Below are 8,707 nucleotides of genomic sequence, written 5' to 3'. Positions count from 1 at the left end.
CTTTTACTAATTTATGATAGAATACTTTTCATGAGAATCCTAGAAACCACTAAATTTATCGACAATTCCATTTCCATCCGGACCTTTTTACCTTTTCAAAGAGATAAGGTGACGTATTATAATCTTTGTGCACTGATGATGAAATTGAAGACGGAGAAATATCCTTCAAAAAAAGAGATCCTTTTAAGACTCAATCAAGCGTACAATTTTCGCTTTTCGATCCGTATTCAAACAATCGGCGAATCTTTTGTGTTCGAATTTCGATTTCAGTTTATTCGCTCACAACATTTGCCATGTCCTATCGATCCGCTTGTTTTGACAGAGATGATGGATCAATTCCTTTTTCACACCCGGATCGATCCAGAGAGTTTTCAGGAAAGTGCACATCTTTTGCGCAATAAATTGATTCGTCAGTACGATGATCCCGATACGATAGCGTATACCCAAGCTCTTTCTTTGTTGGATCCTTCTCATCCGGTTACTTTACGGCCGGAAGGATATCTGGAAGATCTTGATCACATTTCGTATGAGCGCATTCCCGAAATACTGGAACAGATCCATCAGGCCCCTCGGCTTGTTATGGCATGCGGCGATTTTGAGCCTTCGATGGCATCGTATTTGTCCGGCCTGGACACCTGTCCTAAAAATTGGGACTGTCTTTTGCCGTATTTGTCTTCCGGATATCAAAAGGAAGTGATTTTAAAACAAATCGAACAGACATCGCTTGTTCTTTGTTGTAAAACGGGTATAGGTTTAAAGGATACGCAGGCGGATTCCCTGATCGTGATGACTTCGATTTTAGGACAGTGTCCGAACAATTTACTCTTTGAGACGATTCGGGAACAAAACAGTCTTTGTTATTCAGTTCATTCGTCCTTGATCCGCTCCTGCGGTTTACTCTTGGTGCATGCGGGAACAAGCGCTCAGAACGTGGATGAATTGCTTGCTTTGGTCGATGAACAGATCAAGCGGCTTCAAAATGGGGATTTTTCGACGGCTTTGCTGGAGAATGCCAAACGCGACCTGATTGATTCTTTGGATATGGTTCAGGATTATCCTTTTGCCTGGATGGATCAGGTGTTTTTCAACGAGTATATAGAACATAAGAAAAGTATGGATGAGAAAAAGCGATCTATTCAAAACATCACTAAGGAAGATGTGGCTGCGGTTTCAAAAACAATAACGAAGTGTTCTCTTGCCATTGTTAAGGAGGAACCGGATGAAAGTATTTAATCTTGATGTCTACACAAAGACGCTAAAAAATGGAATGTCTGTAAATGTGATTCACAAACCAAATTTTAAACAGTCTTTTTTTCTTTTGGGAACCTCTGCCGGAGGGATGGATATCGAGCAGACCATCGGGCAAAAACGCATCGTTCATCCCAGCGGATGTGCCCACTTTCTTGAGCATCAAATGTTTCGCTTGCATGGTAAAGATGTGACCGATGACTTTGCGAAGTATTCCTGTAATGTCAATGCCTTTACCAGCGTTACCGAAACGGCCTATTATTTTTCAACGTCTTCGGGTATCGAAAAGCCCTTGAAACTACTATGCGATTTCGTTCAAAATCTGGATATCGATGAGCAAACCGTAGAGAAAGAAAAGGGCATCATTCTAAGTGAATACGATATGTACCGGCAAAGTCCGGAGTCGCGTCTTATGAAAATGGTCTGGGATGCTTTATATCATACGCATCCCATTCATATTGACGTATTAGGATCCAGAGAAGATATTCAGAATATGACGGTAGAAGAATTGACCCGGTTTTATCAAATGAACTACGATCCTAAAAAACTGACCCTGGTGGCTGTAAGCGCGGAAGATCCGGACACGATCTTTGATCTTATAGAATCCATAGAACAGGAATACCCTTCGAAAATGAAAGAATTGCCAGAACGAGTCATAAAAAAAGAACCGCGTTCGGTAGTTTCAACATGTGTTAAAGACCGGATGGATATTTCGATTCCCTATGTGGGGTATGCCTTTAAATTAGAACCGGTAAATGATCCGAAGGTTTGTCTTTTGAAGGAATACTATCTTCAAATGTACCTGGATGCGTTTTTTACATCACTGGATGATGAGTATCAGTCGTGGATCGATCAGAGAATTCTGAATTCTGTGGTCGGAGCCGAATGTGAATTCAGTCCCGATCATGCGTATCTCTTATTTTATGCGCAAACCTCTAAGGTGGAACCGTTTTTTGAAATTGTCGAGAAAACTGTGCATAAGATGCAGAATCAAAGAATTCCTGAAGCTGTATTTACCAGCTTGACACACCGGCTCTATGCCTCCATGATTCGGACGTACGATCTTTTTGAGAGTCTGGCGGTAGAGAACTTTCAGGCAAAAGTTCAAGGGATCGACTATTTTTCAATGATCGATACGATCCGAAAGTTAGATCAGGAACAGGCACACACCTGTGTTTTGTCTCTGGATCTTTCTCATTCTTCAAAAATTATCATTGAATCGGTCAATCAAGGATAGATTCTCTAAATCATTGTTTTTTTCATCTGTTTAGATTAAATTTTTGGTCTAAACAGTTTTTTTAATTCTATTTTAGAGAAACTGTACAAATTGTTAGACTTTTACTTTCTTTCTAAAATAATACCGAAGGCAGGTGATATACATGGGTAGATTCCCATACCGGAGGTAAGATATGAATGTATTTTGTTTTGTAGGGCGCATTAAAGAAATGCCGGAGCTGAGACAGATTCCTTCAGGCGAAAAAGTTTGTAATGTATTGATTGAAGTAGAAAGACCCTATGCGAATTCACAAGGGGTCTATGAAATCGATACCTTTCAAATTGAAGTGTGGCGCGGATTGGCAGAAACACTGTGTAATACGACCAGCCAGGGTGCCTGGATCAGCGTGAAGGGAAGAGTCTTATCGCGTTCTTATACAAAAGAAGATAAAGTTTACTACAATTCAATCTTTGTGGCTGAACATATTGGTTTCATTCATCAGGGATAAAAAAAATCTTTGCGGATTTCGCAAAGATTTTTTCATTAACGTTAACGGTTGTAGAACTCAACAACTAACAATTCGTTGATTGGCTGAGAAGTGAACAGTTCGTTACGTTCTGGGTAGCGTGTGTAAGTGCCTTTTTTAGCTTCCTTATCTACTTCTACATAATCAACGGTTGTTGTAGCGGCTTCCAAAGCTTCTTTGATCGATGCCATGTTTTTGGCACGTTCACGAACTTCGATCACCTGACCAGGTTTTACCTGGAAGCTAGGAATATCCACTTTTTTACCATCTACGAAGATGTGTCCATGGTTTACCAACTGACGGCTTCCACGGCGAGTGCGGGCAAACCCCATACGATATACAAGGTTATCCAAACGAGATTCCAACATCACTAAGAAGTTTTCACCGGCAGCACCTTGTTTCTTGCTGGCTTTCTTATATGTGTTGTAGAATTGTTTTTCGCTTAGCTGATACGTATGACGAATACGCTGTTTTTCCTGTAACTGTAATCCGTAGTTTGTTAATTTTACACGGCGTCCTTTTCCGTGCTGACCTGGTACATAAGGACGACGATTCAGTTCTTCTCCTGTTTCCAGGATAGAGAAACCAAGACGACGAGACTTTTTCCAGGTACTTCCTGTGTTTCTTGACATAATTTTTCCTCCTATTGTTTTACCTTCATAAAACAATAACAGTACAAATCACTATCAGGTGTGTTGTAATCGATCGTTTCCACTATCAGCTATTAGTTTACTCAGATCGCTCATAGGCTTACAACGCAATACTGATGGCTTTGTATGCTGCTATCAATTTATGCTTAAAAATAATATCAAAAGAACAGAATGAAATCAAGAAATTTTGAAATCTTAATGCATAGAATTTAAAGTTTTGCTATAATAAACTAGGTATTTATCGGGGAGGTACTGTTATGGATACAGTTATGAATATTTTTGTTTCGATTGGGGATTTTATTACAGCACATATTTCTATGACTGTACTGATTTATATCGGGATCGCGCTTTTGCTTTTGATCCTGATTTGGATCATATCAAGAACCATTCGCCGGAATAAGGCGGATAAACGTTTGAGTGAACTGGAAGTTGAAATCAATGAGATTCGGAACAATTCTCTGACATTTAAATTCAACAAGGCAACAGCTTTTGCCCGCGTGAACGATGATGTCATGGAACGGGTCAAGAATTTAACGCCAAAATACAACACTTGCCAACAGAGTATCTCTACTTTGGAAGATCTTTTTACCGATGCTGACAATCTAATGGATTCTCGCCGCGTTAAAAAGGCAATGCGCAAACTGGATGAGATCGAATCTCTGATTGACGATACAAAAGAAAGAATCCGTATCGTAAATCAAAGCCTGGATCATATCTTAGAAAAAGAAAGCGAAGTCCGTGAATTTGCCAGTGCGGTAAAAGAAAGATTCCGCAATGTAAAAACGGTTTATCAGGACAATCGCAGCAATTTCTATGAAGCAGTAACTTTAATTGATAATAAATTGGAAGATATTGAAAACCAATTCTCAAATTTTGAAGAATGGATGTATGCTTCAGAATTCAACAAAGCCAAGGACGAATGCGATAAGATTGCCAAACAGGTGGATGCGCTCAGCAGTGTGATCGCAGCCTATCCGGATCTTTATGAAAAGGCAAAGAGCGTTCTTCCACAGGCCATTGAAGAACTTCAGCAGAACGTTTTGTCCGTGGAAGGAGAAGGCATGGATCTTTCTTATCTGGAACCGCAGACAAAGATCGCATTATACAAGGAAGATCTGGAACAAGTTGTTTCTCAGCTGGATTCAGGAAATATCGGTCAGGCTGATGAGAAGATCAAATCCATTACAGATGACATTCTGGTTTTACAGGACAGCATCTCTCAGGAAAAGACGGCCTATGAGGAAATTCATGGAGATCTGCAATCCAAACTGAATATTTTGGAACCGATCGAAGAAGAACTGGGAGAAATCAAAACGCTTTATGCCAACATCAAAGATCGTTTTGGTTTGGAAGATTGGACACAGCATTTCATTCTGGCAGAAAAACAATTGACTTCTTTAAAAGAGAAGAAACAGACGGTTGAAAAATTGATCGATGAAGATGATAAGCCAAGCGTAGAACTGGTTCACACGTATCGTGAATTTATTCAGGAAGCGGATGAATTTGAACAGCAGATCCAGTCGATGAAGAAGATGCTGGTCGGTGCAAGCAGTGATGAAAACCGTGCCAAGAAACAGCTCATCAAATTACAGCTGATTTTAAATGAAGTTCGTCTGAATGCGGCCATCCGTCAGTTGCCTAGCATTTCCGGCCAGTTTGACGATGACATTCAGGAAGGAGAACGTCTGATCAGCCGTGTTCGCGTTGTTTTAGACCACAGTCCTTTGGATGTACAGACATTGAATGCCGATTTGCAGGATGCGATCGATTTCATTTACAAACTCTACAATAATGCCAACAATTTAACAGGCGTTGCCGTAATGGTTGAAAATGCCATCGTATTTGGAAATCGCTTTAGAAGTTCACATCCAGCGATGGATACAGAGCTTACAAAAGCTGAACTTTATTTCCATAACGGCGAATACACCAAAGCTTTACGCATTGCGATTCAGGCCATTGAAAATATGCACCCTGGTATCTATGAAAAACTGATTGCCAGAAAAGATCCGGCCGTTATGAATCAGGTGCAGTAACTATGATTTATTTTGATAACTCTTCGACAACCTCTGTGCGTACAGAGGTTTGTCGTCTTTATGAACAGTTGATCGAGACTTGTTTTGCCAATCCGGATGCCATGCATACACCGGGCCGGGATGTCGAAAAGAAGATGGAAACATCCCGTCTAAAGATTGCACAGATGCTGCATGTTCTGCCCCAGGAAATCATTTTTACATCAAGTGCCAGTGAATCCAACAGTTTAGCTATTATCGGATACTGCCTAAAAAACATGCATCGCGGAAAACATATCTTGACCAGTAATGTAGAACATGCCAGTGTTGCCAATTCGTTTTCATGGCTGAGGCAGTTTGGGTTCGAAGTGGAGTATTTGCCTGTGAATTCAAAAGGAATCGTGACGGAAAAAACGGTTCGAGAACATTTACGAAAAGATACGATCCTGGTTTCCTGTATGCATGTCAACAATGAAATGGGAGCCATCAACCCCATTGATAAGATTGCCGATGTCGTTCATGAAAATCCCATCTGTGTATTTCATTCGGATTGTGTACAAAGTTTTTCCAAAATCGAACTTCCTCTTGAAAAACTCGATCTGATGACGATGTCCATGCATAAGATCCATGGCTTAAAGGGGAGTGCTTTATTGATAAAAAAGAAAAAGATTCAACTTCTTCCATTGATCCAGGGTGGTCAGCAGGAGCAGGGGTTGCGAGGGGGTACGAGCAACGCCCCTGTAAATATCATTGCGGCCAAAACGATTCGACTGGCTTTAGAAGAACAAAAGAGCTCTTATGAGAAAGTTTATCAACTCAATCAGTATCTGAGAAATGAACTTTCAAAGATTCCGGGAGCTCATATCAATTCGCCGAAAGAGGCGCTTCCGTTCATCTTGAATATTTCATTTGATGCGATATCCAGTGAAGTGCTATTGAACGCTTTGGATCAAAAAGGTGTTTGTGTCAGTGCGAAAAGCACATGCTCATCCCATTCTTCCCATGCCAGTTCTACATTACTGAATATGGGATATGACGAAAAGATTGCCACCCATATGATCCGGCTTTCATTTGATGCCAACAATACCCTGGATGAAGGAAAACAATTTATTCAAATATGTAAGGAGATCTTAGATACTTATGGCTTACCAATTTGACCACATTCTGATTCGTTATGGTGAATTGTCTTTAAAAGGCAAGAATCGGAATAACTTTATCAAACAGCTTTATGAGAATATAAAAAAAGCGACCAAGAGTTTTCCAAACCTGGAAATTGAACGGCAACATGATCGAATGTATATCTATCTGCATGGCGAAGATCCTATAAAGGTAAAAGAAGTAATCGCAAAAGTATTTGGAATCTCTTCTTTTAGCTTTGCCTTAAAGGTAGAAAGCGATGCCGACAAGATTATAGAAGCCTGTTTGGAAAGTCTTCCTTTGGAATCTTCAAAGACATTTAAAGTAGCGGCAAGACGCTCGGATAAGAATTTTCCCATTATTTCGGATCAGTTGAACCGCATGGTGGCCACCGCCATTTTAAAAAACAGCGAATGGAAAGTCGATGTACATCATCCGGATGTCAAGATTGTGATCGAAGTCCATGCCGATGCCACCTACATCATGACGGATCGTTATCCGGGTGCGGGAGGCTATCCTGTCGGGGTAGGCGGAAAAGCCATGGTCTTGTTGTCGGGAGGCATCGATTCTCCGGTAGCGGCTTATCTGATGATGAAACGAGGGGTTCGTATCGAATGCATACACTTTGCCTCACCGCCTTACACCAGTCAGAACGCCAGGGATAAGGTTTTGGAACTGGCCTCTCAAATCTCCGGGTATCAGGGAGATTTGCTGGTACATATAGTTCCGTTTACCAATCTACAGCTGGCCATCTATCAAAATGCCGATGAAAGCTATGCGATTACTTTGATGCGAAGAATGATGATGCGAATTGCTTCCGGACTGGCAAAAAAACGCAATGCTCTGGCAATCTGTACAGGAGAAAGTGTGGGCCAGGTGGCTTCGCAGACGCTGGAAAGCATGCAGGCCATCAATGAAGTGACAAACATGCCTATGATTCGTCCTCTGGTATGTATGGATAAAGTAGAAATCATTGATCTCTCGAAAAAGATTGGCACCTATGATACCAGTATTCTTCCTTACGAAGATTGTTGTACGATCTTTACGCCGAAAAATCCAACGACCAAACCGCGAATCGATCGTTGTCTTAGATATGAAGACCGTTTTGATTATGAAAGTCTTGTTCAGGAATGCATTGATCAGGCAGAATCGGTTTGGGTCCATCCGCAAAAGGAAGAAGAAGACTTATTTTAGATTTCATCGCAAGATGAAGTCTTTTTTATTATGGATTTTTATTGTAGACTTTAGATATGTTGATTTGTCCAAAATGCAAACACGAGCTGGTCTTAAAGGAAAATGCATTTGTGTGCCGTGAAGGTCATTTATACGATCGAGCTAAAGAAGGCTATGTAAATCTTTCTTTAAAACAGAAAAAGAACTCGGGAGATAATAAATTAATGGTCCAGGCTCGCAGTGCCTTTTTGGAAAAGGGATATTATTCTTTCCTGCGGGAAGAACTGGCTTCAATGTTGGAAACGTATAAGGTCCATATCTTACTGGATGCCGGCTGCGGCGAAGGATATTACACAAGATGCTTCAGCAATCTTGTGCCGCATTGTTTCGGGATCGATCTTAGTAAAGAAGCCATACGGCACGCTGCCAAACGCGATAAACATACGCTGTATATTGTGTCCAGTATCTTTGCCTGTCCGTTTCCGGATAAAACATTGGATGCGATCACTTCCATTTTCGTGCCTCCTTCTTTTACCGAGTTTTATCGCTTGCTCAAATCCAACGGGCTTTGTTTTGAAGTGGTTCCGGGTCCAAGGCATTGTTTTGAACTTAAGGAAGTGTTATATGAAAATCCTTATGAAAACGAGACCACAAAACCGGATCGTAAAGGTTTTGTGTGCCAGGAAGAAAGAAATATCAAGAAAACTTTTTTGGTCAAAGAGGTGTGGGAACTGTTAGAAATGACGCC

Annotated in this window: 8 protein-coding genes; 7 read left to right on the top strand and 1 reads right to left on the bottom strand. The window is 40.9% G+C overall.

Features of this window, described 5'->3' with window-relative positions; translation table 11 throughout:
- The first annotated feature begins 30 nt into the window (after nt 1–30).
- The 3 genes from Q0K03_RS06280 (at nt 31) to Q0K03_RS06270 (ending at nt 2,972) form a co-directional block, all read left to right on the top strand.
- Nucleotides 31–1,233 carry an insulinase family protein gene (locus tag Q0K03_RS06280; RefSeq protein WP_297238868.1) on the top strand — a complete coding sequence of 401 codons (1,203 nt, stop codon included), beginning with the start codon at nt 31–33 and terminating at the stop codon, nt 1,231–1,233.
- Nucleotides 1,220–2,485 carry a pitrilysin family protein gene (locus tag Q0K03_RS06275; RefSeq protein ID WP_297238867.1) on the top strand — a complete coding sequence of 422 codons (1,266 nt, stop codon included), beginning with the start codon at nt 1,220–1,222 and terminating at the stop codon, nt 2,483–2,485. The genes Q0K03_RS06280 and Q0K03_RS06275 overlap by 14 nt, the downstream gene beginning before the upstream one ends.
- Before the next feature lie 172 nt (nt 2,486–2,657).
- Nucleotides 2,658–2,972 (top strand): single-stranded DNA-binding protein, encoded by a 315-nt coding sequence (locus Q0K03_RS06270; protein ID WP_297238866.1) that lies wholly within the window; start codon nt 2,658–2,660, stop codon nt 2,970–2,972.
- Nucleotides 2,973–3,013: 41 nt separating this feature from the next.
- Here the strand turns inward: Q0K03_RS06270 and rpsD are convergent, their stop codons facing one another.
- Nucleotides 3,014–3,622 carry a 30S ribosomal protein S4 gene (gene rpsD / locus Q0K03_RS06265; protein WP_297238865.1) on the bottom strand — a complete coding sequence of 203 codons (609 nt, stop codon included), beginning with the start codon at nt 3,620–3,622 and terminating at the stop codon, nt 3,014–3,016.
- 275 nt (nt 3,623–3,897) lie between these two features.
- On the opposite strand from rpsD, the gene Q0K03_RS06260 reads away from it, so the two are divergent.
- The 4 genes from Q0K03_RS06260 to Q0K03_RS06245 form a co-directional block, all read left to right on the top strand.
- Nucleotides 3,898–5,673: a septation ring formation regulator EzrA gene (locus Q0K03_RS06260; protein ID WP_297238864.1), complete on the top strand. Its 1,776-nt coding sequence runs from the start codon at nt 3,898–3,900 to the stop codon at nt 5,671–5,673.
- A gap of 2 nt (nt 5,674–5,675) precedes the next feature.
- The gene (locus Q0K03_RS06255; protein ID WP_297238863.1) at nt 5,676–6,806 is read left to right on the top strand and encodes a cysteine desulfurase family protein; all 1,131 of its coding nucleotides are present in this window, start codon (nt 5,676–5,678) and stop codon (nt 6,804–6,806) included.
- Nucleotides 6,790–7,980 (top strand): tRNA uracil 4-sulfurtransferase ThiI, encoded by a 1,191-nt coding sequence (thiI, locus tag Q0K03_RS06250; protein WP_297238862.1) that lies wholly within the window; start codon nt 6,790–6,792, stop codon nt 7,978–7,980. The genes Q0K03_RS06255 and thiI overlap by 17 nt, the downstream gene beginning before the upstream one ends.
- A gap of 56 nt (nt 7,981–8,036) precedes the next feature.
- On the top strand, nt 8,037–8,707 hold a 671-nt coding region (locus Q0K03_RS06245; protein ID WP_297238861.1), incomplete at its 3' end, for a methyltransferase domain-containing protein.

Origin of the sequence: uncultured Faecalicoccus sp. (assembly GCF_944327125.1) — a bacterium.
In the GTDB taxonomy this organism is placed as follows: domain Bacteria; phylum Bacillota_I; class Bacilli_A; order Erysipelotrichales; family Erysipelotrichaceae; genus Faecalicoccus.
The sequence above is the reverse complement of the archived record's forward strand: the minus strand, read 5'-3'. Positions and strand labels throughout refer to the sequence as shown.